16 protein-coding genes and 3 pseudogenes are annotated in these 19,114 nt (G+C 71.1%); 11 read left to right on the forward strand and 8 right to left on the reverse strand.

Annotation, left to right across the window (positions count from 1 at the left end; all coding sequences use genetic code 11):
- Positions 1 to 22 precede the first annotated feature (22 nt).
- A complete protein-coding gene (locus ACFW2E_RS18470; protein WP_384467620.1) occupies positions 23 to 1,708 on the reverse strand; it encodes a carbohydrate binding domain-containing protein in 1,686 nt (561 codons plus the stop codon).
- Positions 1,709 to 1,844: 136 nt separating this feature from the next.
- Complete coding sequence (locus tag ACFW2E_RS18475) at positions 1,845 to 2,984, reverse strand: ATP-grasp domain-containing protein (protein WP_384467622.1); 1,140 nt, start codon at positions 2,982 to 2,984, stop codon at positions 1,845 to 1,847.
- A gap of 559 nt (positions 2,985 to 3,543) precedes the next feature.
- On the opposite strand from ACFW2E_RS18475, the gene ACFW2E_RS18480 reads away from it, so the two are divergent.
- A complete protein-coding gene (locus ACFW2E_RS18480; protein ID WP_384467624.1) occupies positions 3,544 to 4,452 on the forward strand; it encodes a metallophosphoesterase family protein in 909 nt (302 codons plus the stop codon).
- Positions 4,400 to 5,080 (forward strand): 4'-phosphopantetheinyl transferase, encoded by a 681-nt coding sequence (locus tag ACFW2E_RS18485; protein ID WP_384467626.1) that lies wholly within the window; start codon positions 4,400 to 4,402, stop codon positions 5,078 to 5,080. The genes ACFW2E_RS18480 and ACFW2E_RS18485 overlap by 53 nt, the downstream gene beginning before the upstream one ends.
- Before the next feature lie 9 nt (positions 5,081 to 5,089).
- Here the strand turns inward: ACFW2E_RS18485 and ACFW2E_RS18490 are convergent, their stop codons facing one another.
- Entirely contained in the window at positions 5,090 to 5,317 is a 228-nt protein-coding gene (locus ACFW2E_RS18490; protein WP_384467628.1) for a hypothetical protein, read from the reverse strand.
- Positions 5,318 to 5,547: 230 nt separating this feature from the next.
- Between ACFW2E_RS18490 and ACFW2E_RS18495 the strand changes: the two genes are divergently transcribed.
- Positions 5,548 to 6,582, forward strand: a complete 1,035-nt coding sequence (locus ACFW2E_RS18495; protein WP_384467630.1) for an alpha/beta fold hydrolase — start codon at positions 5,548 to 5,550, stop codon at positions 6,580 to 6,582.
- Between the two features lie 197 nt (positions 6,583 to 6,779).
- On the opposite strand, the gene ACFW2E_RS18500 is transcribed toward ACFW2E_RS18495, so the two are convergent.
- Complete coding sequence (locus ACFW2E_RS18500; protein ID WP_384467649.1) at positions 6,780 to 7,319, reverse strand: toxin-antitoxin system, toxin component; 540 nt, start codon at positions 7,317 to 7,319, stop codon at positions 6,780 to 6,782.
- Between the two features lie 32 nt (positions 7,320 to 7,351).
- Positions 7,352 to 8,011 carry a helix-turn-helix domain-containing protein gene (locus ACFW2E_RS18505; RefSeq protein WP_384467632.1) on the reverse strand — a complete coding sequence of 220 codons (660 nt, stop codon included), beginning with the start codon at positions 8,009 to 8,011 and terminating at the stop codon, positions 7,352 to 7,354.
- A gap of 232 nt (positions 8,012 to 8,243) precedes the next feature.
- Between ACFW2E_RS18505 and ACFW2E_RS18510 the strand changes: the two genes are divergently transcribed.
- A complete protein-coding gene (locus tag ACFW2E_RS18510; protein WP_384467634.1) occupies positions 8,244 to 8,915 on the forward strand; it encodes a hypothetical protein in 672 nt (223 codons plus the stop codon).
- 147 nt (positions 8,916 to 9,062) lie between these two features.
- On the opposite strand, the gene ACFW2E_RS18515 is transcribed toward ACFW2E_RS18510, so the two are convergent.
- On the reverse strand, positions 9,063 to 9,836 hold the full coding sequence (locus ACFW2E_RS18515) for a cache domain-containing protein (RefSeq protein ID WP_384467636.1): 774 nt from the start codon (positions 9,834 to 9,836) through the stop codon (positions 9,063 to 9,065).
- A gap of 46 nt (positions 9,837 to 9,882) precedes the next feature.
- Complete coding sequence (locus ACFW2E_RS18520) at positions 9,883 to 10,629, reverse strand: FadR/GntR family transcriptional regulator (protein WP_384467638.1); 747 nt, start codon at positions 10,627 to 10,629, stop codon at positions 9,883 to 9,885.
- 104 nt (positions 10,630 to 10,733) lie between these two features.
- Here ACFW2E_RS18520 and ACFW2E_RS18525 point away from each other — a divergent pair, with 104 nt between their 5' ends.
- The 5 genes and pseudogenes from ACFW2E_RS18525 to ACFW2E_RS18545 all read left to right on the forward strand — a co-directional run.
- Entirely contained in the window at positions 10,734 to 11,774 is a 1,041-nt protein-coding gene (locus tag ACFW2E_RS18525; RefSeq protein WP_384467640.1) for an ABC transporter ATP-binding protein, read from the forward strand.
- A gap of 14 nt (positions 11,775 to 11,788) precedes the next feature.
- Entirely contained in the window at positions 11,789 to 13,000 is a 1,212-nt protein-coding gene (locus ACFW2E_RS18530) for an ABC transporter substrate-binding protein (protein WP_384467641.1), read from the forward strand.
- A gap of 4 nt (positions 13,001 to 13,004) precedes the next feature.
- Positions 13,005 to 13,904, forward strand: a complete 900-nt coding sequence (locus tag ACFW2E_RS18535; protein WP_384467643.1) for an ABC transporter permease — start codon at positions 13,005 to 13,007, stop codon at positions 13,902 to 13,904.
- Positions 13,905 to 13,919: 15 nt separating this feature from the next.
- Positions 13,920 to 14,735 carry an ABC transporter permease gene (locus ACFW2E_RS18540; RefSeq protein ID WP_384467645.1) on the forward strand — a complete coding sequence of 272 codons (816 nt, stop codon included), beginning with the start codon at positions 13,920 to 13,922 and terminating at the stop codon, positions 14,733 to 14,735.
- Positions 14,722 to 15,372 (forward strand): annotated as a pseudogene (locus ACFW2E_RS18545) (discoidin domain-containing protein); the annotation flags it as partial. The gene ACFW2E_RS18540 and the pseudogene ACFW2E_RS18545, both read left to right, overlap by 14 nt.
- Here ACFW2E_RS18545 and ACFW2E_RS18550 read toward each other — a convergent pair.
- A pseudogene (locus tag ACFW2E_RS18550) lies at positions 15,341 to 15,789 on the reverse strand (ABC transporter ATP-binding protein); the annotation flags it as partial. The pseudogenes ACFW2E_RS18545 and ACFW2E_RS18550 sit on opposite strands and share 32 nt — an antisense overlap.
- Before the next feature lie 425 nt (positions 15,790 to 16,214).
- Here ACFW2E_RS18550 and ACFW2E_RS18555 point away from each other — a divergent pair.
- Both ACFW2E_RS18555 and ACFW2E_RS18560 read left to right on the forward strand, forming a co-directional pair.
- Positions 16,215 to 18,269 carry a phosphocholine-specific phospholipase C gene (locus ACFW2E_RS18555; RefSeq protein WP_384467647.1) on the forward strand — a complete coding sequence of 685 codons (2,055 nt, stop codon included), beginning with the start codon at positions 16,215 to 16,217 and terminating at the stop codon, positions 18,267 to 18,269.
- A 66-nt stretch (positions 18,270 to 18,335) separates the two neighbouring features.
- A pseudogene (locus ACFW2E_RS18560) lies at positions 18,336 to 19,114 on the forward strand (phospholipid scramblase-related protein); the annotation flags it as partial.

Raw genomic sequence — 19,114 nt, forward strand, 5'->3', positions numbered from 1 at the left:
ACGTCAGGGGTGCTGCCGTAGCTCAGCCGGTGAACCCGGACGTGATCGAGGTGAACTGCCAGTTGTTCTGGCTGATGCCGGAGCAGTTGCTCACCACGCCGCCGCCCGCGCAGGGCCGGTCGCGGTTGACGGACCAGAAGGCGAGACGGGCGATGTGATGGGAGTTGGCCCAGTCGCGGATCTGGGTCCAGATCGCCGGGGTCGTCGTCTCCTGCTGGTCGGACAGGCCGTTCATGCCGGAGATGCCGATGTGGGAGTACGCGGTGGCATCGTCCCAGCCGAAGGCCGACTTGAGCTTGGCCTTCAGGCCCTCGGCGGCGTTGACGGTGTTGCCGTACATGTCGGAGCCGCCGCCGAAGTCGAACGGCATGATCGTGAAGACGTCGATGTTGGCGCCGAGCGACTGGGCCTGCTCGATGAGCCGGTTGCCGTAGTAGGTCGGGCCGGTCGTCGAGGTGCCGAAGGTGACGATGGTCTTCAGGCCCGGGTTGTTGGCCTTGACGGTCTTCAGGGCGGTGAGGATCTTCGCCTGGACGGCCTCGTTCTCGAACTCGTCCGTGTTCTCGATGTCCATGTCGATCGCCTTGAGGGAGTAGGCGTCGATCACCTTCTGCAGTGCTCCGGCGAGCGCGCTCGCGGAGGAGCAGTTGGCGCCGAGCTTGCTGCCCTGCCAGCCGCCGAACGACGGGACGATGTCACCGCCCGCGGAGCGGATCTGGTTGATCGCCGTCTGGTCGACCCCACCGGTCAGGGCCCGGCTGCCGTCCCAGGCGGGGGTGCAGCCGCCCGAGTCGAGCACGAACGCCATCGTGAACCACTTGATCCCGGTCGCGCTCATCACCGTGGCCGGGCTCGGCGGGTCGCCCCAGCCCTCGTACAGATACGGTGCCGCCTGCTTGAAGCCGCTGCCGCCGCCGCTGCCCGCGTCCGTGGTGACGGACACGGAGTTGGAGGCCCCGGAGGTGTTCCCGGCCGCGTCCCGCGCCTTCACGGTGAAGGTGTACGACGTGCTCGGCGACAGCCCGCTGACCGTGGCGCTCGTACCGGAGACGCTGAGCAGCTGGCCGGCACCGCTGTAGATGTCGTAGGCGGTGACCCCGACGTTGTCCGTGGAGGCGTTCCACTTCAGCGACACGCTCGAGGAGGTCTTGCCCGTCGAGGTCAGGCCGGTGGGCGCGGTCGGCGCCTGGGTGTCGCCGCCACCGCCGCCACCCGGGCCGTCCAGGCCGATGTCGTCGGCGTAGTAGGTGCCCTGCGCGTACCAGCCGTGGACGTAGATGGTGGCGCTGGTCTGGGAGGCGCCGGTGGTGAAGGAGACCGACAGCTGGCTGTACGCCGACGGGGATGTCGTCCAGGTCGAGGCGCCGCCGTCCACCCCGAGGTAGACGTAGGAGCCGCGCACCCAGCCGCTGAGCGTGTAGGTGGTGTTGGGCTGGACCGCGACGGTCTGGGTGCACTGGGCGTTGTCGCTCGAGGTCACCGCACCCGCCAGCGCCTTGGAGCCGCCGTGCACGGGGGAGGAGACGACGGAGCCGAGGTTCCCGGAGCAGCTCCAGGGGGAAAGGCTGCCCGACTCGAAGCCGGGGTTGGTGAGGATGTTGGCCGCGTGGGCCGTACCGGGCAGGGCGACGGCCCCGGCGAGCGCGAGGGCCGCGGAGCCGGCCAGGGCGAGCAGGCGGTGTCTGAAACGTCCGAGTGTGTTGCGCACGCGATCTCCCTGGAGGAATGGGGGTGTTCGGGAGTGCACGGATGTGCGGAAGGGGTGCGCAACCAAGTTGGTATGGACCAATCACGGTGTCAAGGGGCTGCGCCATGATTGGTCCAGACCGGTGTGGAGCCGGGGTCTATGCGGGCGCGGCGGCAGTGGCCGTGGCCGTGGCCGTCACCTCGGCGGCGGGACCGGGGGCGGGCACGGCCGGGAGCAGCGGGCCGACCTCGTCCGTCCGCTGCTGCGGAAGCGTCACGGGACGCAGCGGACGCGGTCCCGACACCACCGTGTAGTCCTGGCCCAGGAACGGGGGCTCGATCTCGCCGGGGTCCTCGCCCAGCGCCAACTGCACCGCCGCCCAAGGGGCGTTGACTCCGCACAGCGCCAGCTGGTGCAGGCCGCCCGCCGGACGCGTGTTGACGTCGAGCAGCACCGGCCGGTCGCCGTACATCCGGAACTGGATGTTGGACAGGTAGTGCAGTCCGAAGCCCTCCGCGATCAGCCGCGCCGGCTCCAGCCACTGCTCGTGGAGGGTGAAGCCGCGACGGCGGCCGTTCTTGGTGCGGCCCACGGCCAGCCGGACCCGGTTGTCGGGACCGGTGAGGCAGTCGACCGACACCTCCGGCTGCTCCAGGCGAGGCATCACCAGCCAGTCCACCGGGTGGTCGGCCCGCTCCAGCGCCTCGACCACCAGGTCGAGCTGGACATGGGGGCCGGGGAAGCCGTTGAGGTGAAGGAGCGAGAACGGGGCGCGCGTGATGACACGGAAGCCGACCCCGCCGGCGCCGGCGGCGGGCTTGAAGCACGCCTTGTGACCGTCCGCCTCCAACTCCGCCACGGCGGCGACGAGTTCCTCCGCGGTGCGCACCCGCCACCAGGGCGGCACCGGGACGCCGACCGAGCGGACCGCCTCGTACGCCGTCGCCTTGTCCTCGAAGACGGCCACCGCCTCCGGCGTCGGCGCCAGCAGGGCCGTACCGACCGCCGCGAAGTCGGCACGGTGCGCCACGACGGCCGCCTGGTGCAGCCGCGGCACGAACACGTCGATACCGCGCCGTACGCACTGGTCCAGGGCGTACTCGACGTACGCGGCCGGGGACAGGCCCTCCGGCTCGAGGTCGGCGGTGTCGGCGGCGGCCAGTACGGGGGAGTCGGCGTCGCCGTGCGTGGCATGGATCTCGACCGCCCGGTCGCTGGGATTCCTCCGCAGCTGATCCATGAAGAACACGTTCTCCGCGTACGTGCGGTTGAGCCAGACGCGTACGCGAGAGAGCATGCAGGCCGCCTTTCGGGGGTTTCCGGGCAGGGCGGAGCGGCCCGTGCCCGGGCAGGGGTGGTGGGAGGGACACCAAACCGGCCTACGCGAAGGGAAGTTCGTGGCGGTGGTGTTGGGGCGATCATACGGCTTTCAAGGGCCTCGGCGTGCAACGCGCATGTTACGGATTTCCCCGGCCTGCCGAACCACGTCCACCAGCACCGTTCACCCGCCTCACCCGCCACCGGGCACGGGTTCCGCCGACGGGGGAGTCCGGCTGTGCGGCGCGGGAGATCCAGATGCGCGGGCGCTGCCGGATGTGGGTTGTGCGGGCGCGGGAGATCCGGCCGCACGCGCCGCGCGCACGGGCTTTGCGGGGACGGGATGTCCTGCTGCGCCGGCCCCGAGCACCGGCTCTGCCGGCGGGGAAGCCCGGTGGCACCGGCGCCGCGTCCATCGCCGCGCCGACCGCGTCCACCCTCCGCGGGCCCTCCGTTGCGCCGTCCTGGTTTCCCCTTGTCCGGTGACGGTGGATGTGTTCTCGTGTTGCCATGGGCGTGATCGAAAGGGAGGGGGACGGGTGGAGCCGACGGCCGGTGGTGCCGGGCAGTTGCTGGCCATCAGCGACCTGCACATCGCGTACGCCGAGAACCGCGCGCTCGTCGAACGCATGCGGCCCGGGACGGACGACGACTGGCTGATCGTCGCCGGCGACGTCGCCGAGACCGTGGCCGACATCCGCTGGGCCCTGGAGACCCTCACCGACCACTTCCGCAAGGTCCTGTGGGTCCCCGGCAACCACGACCTGTGGACCCACCCGAAGGACCCCGTCACCCTGCGGGGCGTTCCCCGCTACGAGCACCTGGTCGAGATGTGCCGGGGCCTGGGCGTGACGACCCCCGAGGACCCCTTTCCCCTCTGGAACGGCCCCGGCGGCCCGGTCGCCGTCGCCCCGCTGTTCCTCCTGTACGACTACTCGTTCCTGCCGGCCGGCTGCGCGACCAAGGAGGAGGGGCTCGCGTACGCCCACGGCACCGGCATCGTCTGCAACGACGAGTACCTGCTGCACCCCGACCCCTATCCCAGCCGTGAGGCCTGGTGCCGCGCCCGGGTCGCCGCGACGGAACGCAGACTCGCCGAACTGCCGGACGGCCTGCCCACCGTACTGATCAACCACTATCCGCTGGACCGGCACCCGACCGACGTCCTGTGGCACCCCGAGTTCGCCATGTGGTGCGGAACCGAACTCACCTCCGACTGGCACCGCAGATTCCGAGTCGACACGATGGTCTACGGTCATCTCCACATACCGCGGACCACCTGGCTCGACGGCGTCCGCTTCGAGGAGGTGTCCGTGGGATACCCCCGTGAGTGGCGCAAGCGCCCGGAACCCCCGGGAAGGCTGCGCCGCATACTGCCGATGGAGGTCGGAACCGGTGATCGAGGCGCTGCTCCCGGACTCGGTCGTGGCCGTGGAACTGCTCGGTGACGACGCGATCCAGGAGGCCCCGCTCTACCCCGAGGAGGAGGCACTCATGACCCGCGCGGTGGCCAAGCGCCGCCGCGAGTTCTCGTCCGTGCGCGCCTGTGCCCGGCGCGCGATGGAGAAGCTCGGTGTCCCCGCCCAGCCCATCGTGACCGGCGAGAGCGGGGCCCCGCGCTGGCCGGACGGCCTGGTCGGCAGCATGACCCACAGCGCGGACTACTGCGCCGCCGTCCTGGCCCGCGCCGCCGACCTGGCCTCCCTCGGCATCGACGCCGAACCGGACGAACCGCTCCCGCAGGACGTCGCCTCCTACGTCTTCCTGCCCGCGGAGGGCGAGCGCCTGCGCCGGCTCGCCGAGGAACGTCCGGACATCCACTGGGACCGGATCCTGTTCAGTGCCAAGGAGTCGGTCTACAAGGCGTGGTTCCCCCTCACCGGACAGTGGCTGGACTTCTCGGAGGCCGACATCGAGGTCTTCGCGGACCCCGGCGAGCGACCGGTCGGCGGTCTGCGCGCCGAACTCCTCGTCCCCGGCCCCCGGGTGGGCGGTCGGCGTGTCCAGCGGTTCGAGGGCCGGTGGAGCGTCCAGCGCGGCGTCGTGACCACGGCCGTCGTGGTGCCCCACTCCTGAGCGCCGGACTCACGGCTCGGGACACCAGTTGTGCAGGAGCCGGAAGAACTCCTCCTCGTTGCCCCTGAGCCCCGCTTCCGCCAGCGCGCGTTCCGCCTCGGCGAGCACGGCCGGCGGGAGGAGGACCGGCCGCCCGCCCTCGGCCGGGCCGTCGAAGACCGCTCGCACCGTGTGAAGCAGTCGCAGGTAGGCCTGTACGGCGGTGCGCTCGTGGTCGGTCAGTACGGCGGTGGGCATGGTCGGTTCTCCCCGGTTCGGCAGCACGTCCACGCGCCCGTGGGACGCGTACCTCCAGCTTGCCGTCCACCACTGACAACGCCGTTGGGCTACGGATCGGTTCGCCCGCTTAGCGGAGGCGAAACCTCACCGAAATCCCGCGGGGGAATGCCTCTCTACGCTGGAGAGAACGGATTTCGGGCCGCGCACGCCCAGCTGCGGACGCGGTCACGGCGACGGGAGACTGAGGCGTGGTCGACGTCCCACGACGGCACCCCGCGCGCACCGCACGGCTGCGTCCGGTGCGCGACGGAGAACTCGAACTGCAGTACCGCGTCGTGCACGGCTACCGCCGTGCCTTCCGCATGGCGGGCGAGGGCCCGGCGCTGGTCCTCGTCCACGGCATCGGGGACTCGTCGGCGACCTGGGCCGAACTGATCCCCGACCTCGCCCGCAGCCACACCGTGATCGCCCCCGACCTGCTCGGCCACGGAGCCTCCGACAAGCCGCGGGCCGACTACTCGGTGGCCGCCTACGCCAACGGCGTGCGCGACCTGCTCACCGCGCTCGGCATCGAGTCCGCGACGCTGGTCGGCCACTCGCTCGGCGGGGGAGTGGCGATGCAGTTCGCCTACCAGTTCCCCGAACGCACCGAGCGGCTCGTCCTGGTCAGCGCGGGCGGCGTCGGGCGCGAGGTCAACCCGGTGCTGAGGCTGGTGTCGCTGCCCGGCGCCCACCTCATGCTGTCCACGCTCCGGCTGCCCGGCATGCGGGCACAGGTCGGCCTCGCGGTCCGCCTGATGCGGCTGCTGGACACCGACCTCGGGCAGGACGCCCCGGAACTGGTCACCCTCGTCGACGCCCTGCCGGACGAGACCTCGCGCAACGCCTTCATCCGCACCCTGCGCGCGGTCGTCGACTGGCGCGGGCAGGTGGTCACCATGCTCGACCGCTGCTACCTCACCGAGGGCATGCCCACCCTGTTGCTGTGGGGCGACCGGGACAGTGTCGTGCCTGTACGGCACGCCCACGGCGCCCATGCGGCCATGCCCGGCAGCCGGCTGGAGATCTTCGAGGGCGCGGGCCACTTCCCCTTCCACTCCGACCCGGCCCGCTTCCTCGCCCTGGTCGAGGAGTTCACCTCCACCACCGCCCCCGCCGACTGGAGCCGCGACCGCTGGCGCGAACTCCTCCTCGACGGCCGCCCGGCCGGCCACCCCGACACCCCCCGCACCCACGAACGGGAACGAGACCTGCGCGAGGCGAGCGAACGCAGCGCCACCTGACGACGGCCCGGTCGCCTTCGGGGCGCCGGAGCGGGTGCCGGGGGCCCGAACGTGCCCTGCCCTTCGGGCCTCCGCGCGATCGGGCCCGCGACACCGGCGCGCCCCTGCGGCTCCCTCGCGGCCGGCGCGTGGGGCAAGTGGACGTTGGTGGGCCCTCGCCGTGTGGATGTGCGGACACTCGCCGGGGCAGGACGACGTCAGCCCTGTGGGCCCAGATAGCCCAGTGACGCCTCGATGCGGCCCGCCAGATGGTCCCGCTGGACCGGACCCCGCAGGGCCGAGCCGGCCAGCCAGGGGCGGCACTTGCTGGCGAGCAGCAGGCCGAAGGTCTCGGCGTCGCGCTCCTCGTCCAGGTCGAAGCGCGTACGGGCCGCCGCCCGCTGGACGGTCGCCTGGAGCGCCTCCCGGTCCGGGGCGTGGCCCAGCAGCCGGGTGGCGACCTTGACGCCCTCGACATGGTGGCCGCCGTGGTCGGCGTTCATGTGCCACAGTTCGTGACCCAGGATCACCAACTGGTGGTCGGGCGCGGTGCGTTCCTCGACGACGATGAGGTCCTGGTCGGTCATGTCGAGCCACAGCCCGCTGGCCGTCCCGGGCGGGAAGACGGCCGTACGGAACTGGACGGGACGGCCGCGGCGGCGGCTCATCGCGTCGCACAGCGCGGTGTACAGGTCGTCCGGGCGGGCCGGCGCGGGCAGCGTGAGCTCCCCGACCAGTTTGCCGCACAGCCTGCGCATGTCCCTGCCGATGCCCACAGTTCTCCCCCGGATCACGACTCGGGCCGTTTGACGCTTTCCAGGAGCATGTCCAGCCACTCCGCGACCTTGTCCCGGTGCTGGTCCGTGGGCAGCTGCGCCGCGCGCCAGGCGATGCCACGGACGCCGTGGTCCTGCAGCAGCCGCTCCAGGGGATCGTCCTCCGCGGAGCCGGCCGCCGCCCGCTCCCGGTCGGCGAGCTGCTGCAGGAGCTCCTGCTCGGTGCGCTGCAGGGCACCCGCGAGGGCCTCGGGGTCTTCCGCCGTGAGGAAGCCGGCGTGCACGCGGAAGAAGCGCTGGATGGCGTCGCAGTGCTCCATGGTGGGGCGCCGGTCGCCGTTGATGAGGGCGCCGGCCTGCTGCCGGGACATGCCCGCCCCGTCGGCTATCTCCTGCTGGGTGTAGCGGCGTCCGTTCGGCTTGAGCCGGGTGCGGCGCAGCAGGTCGAGGCGCTGCAGGAACCGGGCCTGCACATCGGGTTCGCCCGCGGGGCGCCCGCTCAGCAGGGCCCTGGCCACGGGCTCGGGGACGCCGCAGGCGACCGAGAGCCGTCCGACGTCGAAGACCTCCGGGTGTGCCACGCCGAGCCGGTCGGCGAGCGCGGCGACGCGGGCGACGACGGCCGGCAGCTGGGCGGTCGCCGTGGCGCCCGGATCCTCGTAGCCATCCGTCACCGACAGAACTCCTACGTCTCTCAGGGGCTTCAGTGGCTTCTCACAAGGGATTGCCGTGAACTTCCCGGAGAGTAGCGGGTCGTTCGAACTCACATCCAGGTCTCGCCACAACTGTGGCCAATTTCAGCCGTCAACAGGCATGAAATGCCACGATAGTTGACATGGCTCTTGTCGGGGCAGCAGGATCACAACGCCGCGAGAAGGCCGCATAGGCAAGAGGGGTGACCTCCCGATGGCATATCAGGCAGGAGGGCGGCGGCCGGTGCCGCGGCCCGTCCCCGAGGGTCTTGAGGCCCAGGCGTATCTCCAGGACCACGCCACGCTCCTGGAGGCCGTGGCCTTCCCGTCCGTCGTGTTCGACCACCGCTGGGACGTGGTGCTGGCCAACAGCGCCTTCGAGTCGCTCTTCCGTGGCATCGGTCCGCATCCCACGGCCATGCCCTGCGACAACCTTCTCCGGTTCGTCCTGTTCCACCCCGACGCGGGAGCGGTGCTCGGGGAGCACGAGGCGCGCTGGTGCCTGCCCATGCTCGCGCACTTCAAGGCGGCCCTGGAGCGGTACGGGCACGACCACGAGCTGCAGGCCATCCGCCGGGAGATCGCCCAGGACCCCATCATGGAGGCCGCCTTCCGGCAGGGGCTGCCGCACTGGATCCGCGCGGTGGGGGACGAGGCCATGGAGCTCGACGGTGCCGTCCGCCCTCTGATCCACCCGGACCCCCGCTGGGGCGCGACGGAGTGCCGCATCGTCGGCGACACCCCCAAGATGCTGCAGGCCATGGGCTACACACGGCTCACCCTCGTCCTGCGTGACGCCCGCCGCCCCTCCGTGGCGCCGCGCCGCCCCCGCCGCGCCGGCGGCGCCGCGGCCCATCTGACCGTCGTGCCGGCCCCGGACGCCTGACCCGGCACCGTCGGCGTTCAGGTCGCCGACGGCGCCGGGCGGCACACCTGTCCGCCCTGTCCGCGGGGCCGCTGTTCGTCGCGGGAGTTCCGTCCGGTTGATGTGGCGGTATTCGGCCGACTTCGGGCAGCCCGCGTGGGGCACGCCTCACTCCGTGGCCACGACCAGCACCAGCGGCACGTTCCGGCACGGGACCAGCCGGGTCCCCGCGAGCGTGGTGGGCCGCGCCCGCTCCAGCACGGCCCCGAAGTCCGGTCCCCTCGTGAGGGAGCCGGCCAGGTGGGCGGGGTCCGCGGAGGCCGCGACGCGGCCACGGGCGTTCACCAGGTGGGCCGGGCCCGGCAGCTCCCGCAGCAGGGGCAGCGCGGTCGCCTCGAAGTGCCGCAGATACACGTCGGCCGCGGCCACTCCCACGAACCGGCCCGCCACCGTCACCGGCGCGGAGAGGGTGAGGCTGTACTCGTCGGAGCAGAGGTAGTCCACGTACGGCCCGGCCACCGCCCGGCGCCCGGTGTCGCGCGGGAGGGCGAACCAGTCCCAGTGCGTGTAGTCCGAGTACGCCGACTGGTTCGGGTCGAGGTCGAGCAGCAGTGGACGTACGCCCCCCTCGGAGTCCGTCTGCCACCACTCCAGCCACGCGGGTACGTCCTCCAGCAGGCCCGGTGCCGCGATGAAACCGACCCCCGAGACCAGCTCCTGCCGCGTCAGCCGCAGATGCAGCCCGGGACGCAGCGCGGCCAGGTCGACGGAGGCGGGCCGCCGGTCCTGTTCGCGCACCCGGGCCAGCAGGGCGGCGGTGTCGGCGCGGGTCTGGGCCACGGCGTCGAAGACCGCCTCGAGTGCCTCGCCCACCCGGGACGCCACGCGGTCCTCGGCCGACGCCTCGAGCGTGGTGGCGCCGGGACCGGAGCTTCTGCTCATGGCGCCCTCCAGCGGACGGGGACCGTCGACGAGTCCTGCACGAGTCCTACAGGGTGAGACGGACGGCGATGAGCCGCGCCGTCGACTCCAGTACGCACCTCTCGGCCAGCGTGCCGGCCGAGGCGTGCGCCCCATCTTGCACCGCCGAGATTACGGAGCGGTGACGGTCGGCGGCTTCTTCACGATATTCGTCGTCCCCGAACACGAGGCACAGCAGCGCGCCCACCTCGGTCTGCAGGGCCACCTGTTCACGGGTGAGCCGGGCGGACTGCGCGGCCGCCGCGAGCTCCACGTGGACACGGCCGTACATCCGGCTGCGTGCCGCCGCGTCCTCGGCCTCCGCCAGCTCCACCGCCGTGCGCCGCAGCTGTACGAGGTCGTCCGGCTCCGTGCGCTGCGCGGCGAGCCTGGCCGCGGCACCCGACAGTGCGGCCCAGTGGTCGCCGAGGTCGCGCAGCTCCTCGGTGCTCCAGCCCTGCAGCCGGGCCTTGAGGCGTTCCTCGCCGGGGACGTCGGGCAGGGAGACGAAGCTGCCACCGCCGCGTCCCCGGCGGGTGGTGACCAGACCCTGCTGGCGCAGCGCCATGAGCGCCTCCCGCAGGGTCACCGTGGACACGCCCAGCTGCCCGGCCAGTTCGCTCTCCCCGGGCAGCTGCTCCCCGTCGGCGAGCAGTCCCAGCTCTATGGCGTCGCCGAGCCTGCGGACCACCGCGTCCACCCGCGCCCGGTTGTCGACCGGCGCGAACACGGCTCTGCGGGCCCCGCCGTCCGTCGGTTGCTTCACGGTCACCACCTTGCACGTTGACTCAAGCTTTACCCTAAGGGAGTCTTGAGATTTGACATATGACTTCATAGGTTTCCCTTCAACGATCAAGAGCGCCAGAAAGGTTCCCGCCCATGGAGGGAATTGCGGTCCGGCTTCAGGGACTGCGGAAGTCGTTCGGGGACACGGCCGCCGTCGCCGGGGTCGACCTGGAGATCAGGGACGGCGAGTTCTTCTCGATGCTCGGCCCGTCCGGATCGGGCAAGACCACCGTCCTGCGCCTGATCGCCGGCTTCGAGACCCCCACCGGCGGCCGGATCGAACTGGCCGGACAGGAAGTGACCGGTCTCGCCCCCTTCGAGCGGGACGTGCACACCGTCTTCCAGGACTACGCCCTCTTTCCGCACATGACGGTCGAACAGAACGTCGCCTACGCCCTCAGGATCCGCAAGGTGCCCAAGGCGGAGCGCCTGGTCCGCGCCCGCAAGGCGCTGGCCGAGGTGCGCCTGGACGGGTACGGCAAACGCCGCCCCTCCCAGCTCTCCGGCGGTCAGCGCCAGCGCGTCGCGCTGGCCCGCGCCCTGGTCGGCCGCCCCCGCGTGCTGCTGCTCGACGAACCCCTCGGCGCGCTGGACCTCAAGCTGCGCGAGCAGATGCAGGTCGAGCTCAAGGCACTCCAGCGCGAGGTGGGCATCACCTTCGTCTTCGTCACCCACGACCAGGAGGAGGCGCTGACGATGAGCGACCGCATAGCCGTCTTCCACCAGGGTGTCATCGAACAGGTCGGCACCCCCGCCGAGATCTACGAGCGCCCGGCCACCCCCTTCGTCGCCTCCTTCGTGGGCACCTCGAACCTCCTGGTGGGCGAGTCCGCCCAGCGCGTGGTCGGCGCCCCGGGCACCTACAGCATCCGGCCCGAGAAGATCCGCGTCCTCAAGGAGTCGGCGACCGGCGACGAGCCCGAGCACGCGAGCGCCACCGGCACCGTCGCCGAGGTCGTCTACCTGGGCGACGCGACGCGCTTCCTGGTCGACCTCGACGCCGGCGGGCGTCTCACCGCGCTCCAGCAGAACCTGGAGACCTCCGCCGAGGACGTCGCCGCCTACCGAGGTTCCCGGGTCCGCCTCCAGTGGCACCGCCGCCACACGGTCCAGGTCCCCGACGCCGCCCGCTGAACCCCTCCTCACACATGGAGAACGCCGTGCGCCACACCCGAACCCTCCGAGCCGCGGCCGTCGCCGCGCTCCTCCTCGCCGCCACCGCCTGCGGATCCTCCGGCTCCGGCGGCGGCTCCTCGGCCACCGGCCTCAATCCCCCCGATCTCAAGGCGCAGTCGAAACTGGGCAAGGGCGAGGGGCAGGTGAACCTGATCGCCTGGGCCGGCTATGTCGAGGACGGGTCCAACGACCCCAAGGTGAACTGGGTCGGCGACTTCGAGAAGCAGACGGGCTGCCAGGTCCACTCCAAGGTTGCCGCCAGCTCCGACGAGATGGTCAAGCTGATGAAGACCGGGGAGTACGACGCCGTCTCCGCCTCCGGCGACGCGTCGCTGCGCCTGATCGCCTCCGGCGACGCCGCCCCCGTCAACACCGGCCTCGTACCGAACTACAAGGACGTCTTCGGTGACCTGAAGATGCAGGCCTGGAACTCGGTCAAGGGCAAGGCGTACGGCATCCCGCACGGCCGCGGCGCCAACCTGCTGATGTACAACACCGAGAAGGTCGCGCCCGCCCCGACGTCCTGGTCCGCCGTCTTCGACGGCTCCGCCAAGTACAAGGGCCACGTCACGGCGTACGACTCCCCGATCTACATCGCCGACGCGGCGCTCTATCTCAAGGCCGCCAAGCCGGAGTTGGGGATCAAGGACCCGTACGCGCTCGACCAGAAGCAGTTCGACGCGGCCGTGGCCCTGCTCAAGCAGCAGAACGCGAACATCGGCGAGTACTGGAGCGACTACCTCAAGGAGATCTCGGCCTTCAAGAGCGGCGACTCCGTGGTCGGCACCACCTGGCAGGTCATCGCCAACCTCGCGGCCGACGAGGGAGCCAAGGTCAAGGCCTCGGTGCCCAAGGAGGGTTCGACCGGCTGGTCGGACACCTGGATGCTGTACTCCAAGGCGAAGCACCCCAACTGCGCCTACAAGTGGCTGGACTGGATCATCTCGCCGAAGGTCAACGCCCAGGTGGCCGAGTACTTCGGCGAGGCGCCGGCCAACGCCAAGGCCTGCGACGAGACCAGCGACAAGAACTTCTGCGCCACCTACCACGCGGCCGACACCGCCTACTGGAAGAAGATCGCCTTCTGGAACACGCCCATCGAGCAGTGCCTGGACGGCCGCACCGACGTCAAGTGCGTGCCGTACGCCAAGTGGGTCCAGGCCTGGACCGAGATCAAGGGCTGAGCGGATGACCGTCGTCGCGCAGACCGCCGGGCGGACCTCCAGGGGCACCGTCCGGCGGCTCGCCGGAGTGCTGCACCGCCGCCCGCGGCTCGGACTCGCCCTGCTGCTGACCGCCCCGCTGCTGTGGCTGGTCATGCTCTACCTCGGCTCGCTGACCGTGCTGTTCGTCTCCGCCTTCTGGACGACGAACTCCTTCACCTCCGAGGTCGTGAAGGTCTGGTCGGCCGACAACTTCCACGAGCTGTTCACGACCCCCGTCTACCGGCAGGTGATCCTGCGCAGCATCGGCGTGGCCCTCACGGTCACCGTCCTGTGCGTGGTGCTCGCCTTCCCGGTCGCCTTCTACACCGCCCGGGTGGCCCGCCCGAAGCGGCGCCCGCTCCTGGTCGTCGCCATCCTCACCCCGCTGTGGGCCAGTTACCTGGTCAAGGTGTACGCCTGGCGGCTGATCCTGTCCCAGGGCGGGCTGGCCGACTGGATGCTGGCGCCACTGGGCCTGAGCGGACCCGGCTTCGGGCTGGTGGCCGCCGTGCTGACGCTGACGTACCTCTGGCTGCCGTACATGATCCTGCCGATCCACACGGCGCTGGAGCAGTTGCCCGCCAACCTGCTGGACGCCTCCGCCGACCTCGGCGCCCGCCCCGGCCGCACCCTCCGCTCGGTGGTGCTGCCGATGGTGCTGCCGTCCGTCGCCGCCGGCTCGGTCTTCACCTTCTCGCTCAGCCTCGGTGACTACATCACCGTGCAGATCGTCGGCGGCAAGACCCAGCTGATCGGCAACCTCGTCTACTCCAACATCGAGCTCAACCTGCCCATGGCCGCAGCGCTCGGCACGGTCCCGGTCGTGGTGATCGTGCTCTACCTGCTGGCGATGCGCCGCACGGGCGCGCTCAGCAGTCTCTAGAGGGGTGTTCTCGTCATGCAGCTCTCGCGTCCCGCGCGCATCGCGCTGCGCGTCGCCGCCGGGTTCGGCTTCGCGGTGGTCTACGTGCCGCTGCTGCTGGTCCTCGTCAACTCGCTGAACCCGGACCGCAGCGCGAGCTGGCCGCCGCCGGGGCTGACCGCCCACTGGTGGTCGGTCGCCTGGCACAACGCCGGTGCCCGCAGCGCACTGTGGACCTCGGTGAAGGCCGGTCTCGGCGCCACGGCGATCGCGCTCGTCCTCGGCACGCTGATCGCCTTCGCGGTGGCCCGGCACCGCTTCTTCGGCCGTGACGCGCTCTCCTTCGTGGTCGTCCTGCCGATCGCGCTGCCCGGCATCGTCACGGGCATCGCGCTCAACTCGGCGTTCGGCACGGTCCTGGAGCCGCTCGGGGTGGGCCTGGGCCTGTTCACCGTGGTCGTCGGCCACGCCACCTTCTGCATCGTGATCGTCTTCAACAACGTCGCCGCCCGGCTGCGCCGCACCTCCGGCTCGTACGAGGAGGCGGCGATGGACCTCGGTGCCGACACCTTCCGTGCCTTCGTCGACGTCACCTTCCCGCTGGTGCGCTCGGCGCTGGTCGCGGGTGCGCTGCTCGCCTTCGCGCTCTCCTTCGACGAGATCGTGGTGACGACCTTCACCGCCGGGCCGGGCGTCCAGACGCTGCCCATCTGGATCTTCGACAACATGACCCGCCCCCAGCAGGCTCCGGTGGTCAACGTGGTGGCGGCCGTGCTCGTCCTGCTGTCGGTGGTCCCCATCTACCTCGCCCAGCGGCTGTCGGCGGACACGGCGACGGGGAGCCGGGTGTAGGGGCACCGGGAGCACTCTCTGCGCAAACTGCACCTTCCGCGGCGTGACGGCCACCGGCGTCGGCGCGGCGGGCGTCTACAACTGCCCCTACCCGGCCGGCTCGGGTGCCTTCACGCTCACCGACGGGGGCGGCAACTCCGGCTGGAGCAGCACCTGGCCGGACTGCTCCACCTGGCCCCAGCCGGGTCAGGGCACCCCGGACCCCGACCCGAACCGCAACCTGGCCAAGGGCAGGCCGGCCACCGCCACCGGCTCGCAGGACGTCTACACGCCCGGCAAGGCCGCGGACGGCGATCCGAACAGCTACTGGGAGTCCACCAACAACGCGTTCCCGCAGTCCTGGACGGTTGACCTGGGCTCGGCACAGGGCGTCCGCCGGCTGGTGCTGAAACTGCCGCCGCAGCCCGCCTGGCAGGCCCGTACCGAGACCCTGTCCGTGCTGGGCAGCACCGACGGCTCCGGTTACTCGACCGTGGTCGCCTCGCAGGGCTACCGCTTCGACCCGGCGACCGGGAACACCGTGACCGTGCCGCTGCCGGCCGGCACCGAACTGCGCTGTCTCCGGCTGAACGTCACCGCCAACTCCGGCTGGCCGGCGGCCCAGTTCAGCGAGGTGGAGGCGTACTCGTCCTCGTGACGTCCCGCGGGACCCCGCGCTGCGCCGCCCGGATCCGCTCGTACACCTGGGTCCGCAGTCCGGCGAAGCGCGGGTGCACCCGGGTGTGCACCTGGTCGAACCCGTCCGGCAGGTCGACCTTCGGCTGCTCCCGCACGGCGGTGGGCGAGGCCGACAGGACGACGACCCGCTCACCCGGCTGCACGGCCTCGTCGACGCCGCGCGTGACGAACAGGATCGTGGTCCCGTGCTCGCGCCACGGCCCCCGCACCGGATCCTCCAGCCCGGCGCGGGCCCGGGGCCGACCGCCGCGGACGGCCCGTCCATCAGCAGCACCTCGGGTTCGTGAGCCGGCGACCGGGCGATCGCGATCCGCTGCTGCATTGCGCCGGACAGCCGCCACGGTCAGGCCCCGGCCGCGTCCGCGGGACCGACCGACTCCGGCGTGCCGGTGACCCTGCCCGTCACTTCGCCGGCCGGGGGAGGGCGAACGCGCCTGCAGGTCCGGCACGAGCCGTCTCCCGCGGCAGCGTGACCCGCAGATCAGCACCGTCCCGGCCGCCTCCCGCTCCCCGTCCGTGAGCTGTGGGTCCCGGTGGTCCGGGGTGCCCGCCAGGACATCGGCTGCAGGCGGCGACGTACCACTGGCTCCTGGCGAGGACGGTCGAGTGGCGCATGGAGATATCCGGACCGATGAAGGCCCGGTGACCTTCTTGGGGAGGTCTTGGCCGCACGTACCGTCGGCCGTCACATCGGCGACATCAGACCCTTCCCTGACGTTTGCTGCTCTTGGAACACTCGCACCGCGCACAATCCGTCACGCACCGGCCATCCCGCACATCAGGATGAGAGGTTCTTCACCCATGTCCGAAGTCAACCGGCGTCGATTTCTCCAACTCGCGGGCGCCACGACGGCGTTCACCGCGCTTTCCGGCAGCATCCAGCGCGCCGCCGCGCTGCCCGCGAACCACCGCACGGGATCGATCGAGGACGTCGAGCACATCGTCGTCCTCATGCAGGAGAACCGCTCGTTCGACCACTACTTCGGCTCCCTCGCGGGCGTCCGCGGCTTCGGCGACCCACGCCCCGTCGTCACCCGCCCGGACGGCAGGCCCGTCTGGTACCAGTCGGACGGCACCAAGGACCTGCTGCCCTTCCACCCGGACGCCGACGACCTCGGACTGGCCTTCATCCAGGACCTCCCGCACGGCTGGAACGACGGCCACGCGGCCTTCGACGGCGGCAGGTACGACAAGTGGGTGCCGTCCAAGGGCTCCACGACCATGGCGTACCTGACGCGCGACGACATCCCGTTCCACTACGCCCTCGCCGACGCCTTCACCGTCTGCGACGCCTACCACTGCTCGTTCATCGGCTCGACGGACCCGAACCGCTACTACCTGTGGACGGGCTACACCGGCAACGACGGCCAGGGCGGCGGCCCGGTGCTCGGCAACGACGAGGCGGGCTACGGCTGGACGACCTACCCCGAGCGCCTGGAGAAGGCCGGGATCTCCTGGAAGATCTACCAGGACGTCGGCGACGGCCTGGACGCGAACGGCTCCTGGGGCTGGATCCAGGACGCCTACCGCGGCAACTACGGCGACAACTCGCTCCTCTACTTCAAGCAGTACCAGAACGCCCAGCCCGGCGACCCGCTGTACGACAAGGCCCGCACCGGCACCGACGCCCGCAAGGGCGAGGGCTTCTTCGACCGGCTGAAGGCCGACGTGAAGGGCGGCGAGCTGCCGCAGGTCTCCTGGATCGTCGCCCCCGAGGCCTTCACGGAGCACCCCAACTGGCCCGCCAACTACGGCGCCTGGTACATCGCCCAGGTCCTCGACGCGCTCACCTCCGACCCGAAGGTGTGGGCGAAGACGGCCCTGTTCATCACGTACGACGAGAACGACGGCTTCTTCGACCACCTGGTCCCGCCCTTCCCGCCGACGTCCGCCGCGCAGGGCAGGTCGACCGTCGACGTCGGCCCGGATCTCTTCAAGGGCGACGGCGGCCACGTGGCCGGACCGTACGGTCTGGGCCAGCGCGTCCCGATGCTCGTCGTCTCCCCGTGGAGCAAGGGCGGCTTCGTCTGCTCCGAGACCCTCGACCACACCTCGGTCATCCGGTTCATGGAGCGCCGCTTCGGCGTGCACGAGCCCAACATCTCGCCCTGGCGGCGTGCGATCAGCGGTGACCTGACCGCCGCGTTCGACTTCTCCCGCAAGGACACCCGGCCGGTCACGCTCCCGGACACGGCCGGCTACCGGCCGCCGGACCGCGACCGCCACCCCGACTACGTCCCGGCGCCGCCCGCCAGCCCCGCGCTGCCCAGGCAGGAACGCGGCCACAGGCCCACCCGCCCGCTCGGGTACGCCCCCTCGGTGGACGGCGCGGCGGACAGCGCCGCCGGGAAGTTCACGCTCACCTTCGCCTCCGGCCCGCAGGCCGGCGCCGCCTTCCTCGTCACCTCCGGCAACCGCGCCGACGGACCCTGGAGCTACACCACCGAGGCCGGCAAGACGATCTCCGACACCTGGAACTCGGCGTACTCGAACGGTTCGTACGACCTGGCCGTGCACGGGCCCAACGGCTTCCTGCGCGTCTTCAAGGGCCCGGGCAGGACGGCCGGACCCGAGGTCACCGCCCGCCCGAGCGGCGACGACATCGAGCTCACCTTCACCAACAAGGGCTCCGGTACGGTCGAGCTGAAGCTCGCCAGCGGCTATGCGGGTCGCCCGCGGACGTTCCGGGTGCGCCCCGGCGGCACCGTCCGGCACACCGTCGACCTGGCGTCGAGCCGCCGTTGGTACGACCTCACCGTCACCTCCGACGCCGACCCCTCGTTCATACGGCGATTTGCCGGACATGTCGAGAACGGGTGCCCCGGCGTCAGCGACCCCGCGATCGTCACGGAGTAACGGGGCGATGAATACCGCATCGTGGGCTCTGGTCAGCTACCGGTCGGCTCAGGGTAGTGTGCCCCGGTGACCACGCAATCGAACACTCCTGCAGGCTGGTACCCCGATCCGCACGGGGCGGCCCAGACGCTCCGTTACTGGGACGGGGCTCAGTGGACCGATCACACCAGCCCGGCCCAGCAGGGCGCCCAGCAGGCGCCGCCGCAGGCCGCCGTCCCGCACCAGGCGGGCGGCGATGCCAAGGTGCAGCGTCAGGTGCAGCAGCAGGCCGGGGTCGCCGCGGGCGGTCCCGGTGGCGGCACCCTGTTCACCGAGCCGGTTCTGGTGGTGAATCAGAAGGCCAAGCTGATCGAGCTGACCAACGAGTACAAGGTCATGGATCAGAACGGCAACCAGCTCGGCTCGGTCACCGAGGTCGGTCAGGGTGTGCTGAAGAAGATCCTGCGGTTCGTCTCCAGCCTGGACCAGTTCCTCACGCACAGGCTGGAGATCCGCGACGCCTACGGCCAGCCGCAGTTGCTGCTGACGCGGCCGGCGAAGATATTCAAGTCACGGGTGATCGTGTCGCGCCCGGACGGGTCGCCGGTGGGCGAGATCGTCCAGAAGAACATGATCGGCAAGATCAACTTCGCGATGAACGTGAACGGCCAGCAGGTCGGCGCCATCAAGGCGGAGAACTGGCGGGCCTGGAACTTCGCGATCGTCGACCACGCGGACAACGAGGTCGCCCGGATCACCAAGACCTGGGAGGGCCTGGCCTAGACGATGTTCACCACCGCGGAAAACTACGTGCTCCAGATCCACCGGCAGCTGCCCGACCCGCTGCTGAGCCTGGTGGTGGCCAC

Source organism: Streptomyces sp. NPDC058964, assembly GCF_042741275.1.
Taxonomy (GTDB): Bacteria; Actinomycetota; Actinomycetes; order Streptomycetales; family Streptomycetaceae; genus Streptomyces.

What these genes read in the sequence shown, in the direction of transcription:
- ACFW2E_RS18555 (WP_384467647.1), top strand. Translation starts at nt 16,215, where the DNA reads ATGTCCGAAGTCAACCGGCGTCGATTTCTCCAACTCGCGGGCGCCACG.
- ACFW2E_RS18490 (WP_384467628.1), bottom strand. Translation starts at nt 5,317, where the DNA reads ATGCCCACCGCCGTACTGACCGACCACGAGCGCACCGCCGTACAGGCC.
- ACFW2E_RS18540 (WP_384467645.1), top strand. Translation starts at nt 13,920, where the DNA reads ATGCAGCTCTCGCGTCCCGCGCGCATCGCGCTGCGCGTCGCCGCCGGG.
- ACFW2E_RS18530 (WP_384467641.1), top strand. Translation starts at nt 11,789, where the DNA reads ATGGAGAACGCCGTGCGCCACACCCGAACCCTCCGAGCCGCGGCCGTC.
- ACFW2E_RS18535 (WP_384467643.1), top strand. Translation starts at nt 13,005, where the DNA reads ATGACCGTCGTCGCGCAGACCGCCGGGCGGACCTCCAGGGGCACCGTC.
- ACFW2E_RS18515 (WP_384467636.1), bottom strand. Translation starts at nt 9,836, where the DNA reads ATGAGCAGAAGCTCCGGTCCCGGCGCCACCACGCTCGAGGCGTCGGCC.
- ACFW2E_RS18475 (WP_384467622.1), bottom strand. Translation starts at nt 2,984, where the DNA reads ATGCTCTCTCGCGTACGCGTCTGGCTCAACCGCACGTACGCGGAGAAC.
- ACFW2E_RS18525 (WP_384467640.1), top strand. Translation starts at nt 10,734, where the DNA reads ATGGAGGGAATTGCGGTCCGGCTTCAGGGACTGCGGAAGTCGTTCGGG.
- ACFW2E_RS18500 (WP_384467649.1), bottom strand. Translation starts at nt 7,319, where the DNA reads ATGCGCAGGCTGTGCGGCAAACTGGTCGGGGAGCTCACGCTGCCCGCG.
- ACFW2E_RS18510 (WP_384467634.1), top strand. Translation starts at nt 8,244, where the DNA reads ATGGCATATCAGGCAGGAGGGCGGCGGCCGGTGCCGCGGCCCGTCCCC.